This is a genomic window from Halorubrum sp. SS7, from assembly GCF_005435055.1.
Taxonomy (GTDB): domain Archaea; phylum Halobacteriota; class Halobacteria; order Halobacteriales; family Haloferacaceae; genus Halorubrum; species Halorubrum salinarum.
On the sequence record NZ_SGXV01000519.1, the window covers coordinates 1 to 283 of the forward strand.

A 283-nucleotide genomic window follows, 5' to 3' on the forward strand; every position below is an offset into this window, starting at 1 on the left:
TGATGAGCACCGGCGTGGCGACGGTGACGCCGGACGCGAGTGTCGACGCCGTGCTGGACCTGCTCGTCGGCGACGACCCGGATATTAACCGCGTTCCTGTGGTCGACGAGGAGGGGCGGATCGTCGGGATCATCGCGCGCCAAGACGTGATTCGGGCGTTCCGCGATCGCCGACTGGCATAGATCTAATCGGACTGAGTTGGTGGCTATTTATAAATTGTTGACTCTGGGATGCCGATATCCCCTACCGCTCAGTTATAAATAGTTGTTCGAGGATCGACGGC

1 protein-coding gene is annotated in these 283 nt (G+C 59.0%); it reads left to right on the top strand.

Going from position 1 to position 283, the window contains the following annotated elements; translation table 11 throughout:
* Nucleotides 1–182, top strand: a 182-nt coding sequence (locus EXE44_RS19010) for an HPP family protein (protein ID WP_137718114.1), incomplete at its 5' end; no start/stop codon positions are given.
* Nucleotides 183–283: the final 101 nt, after the last annotated feature.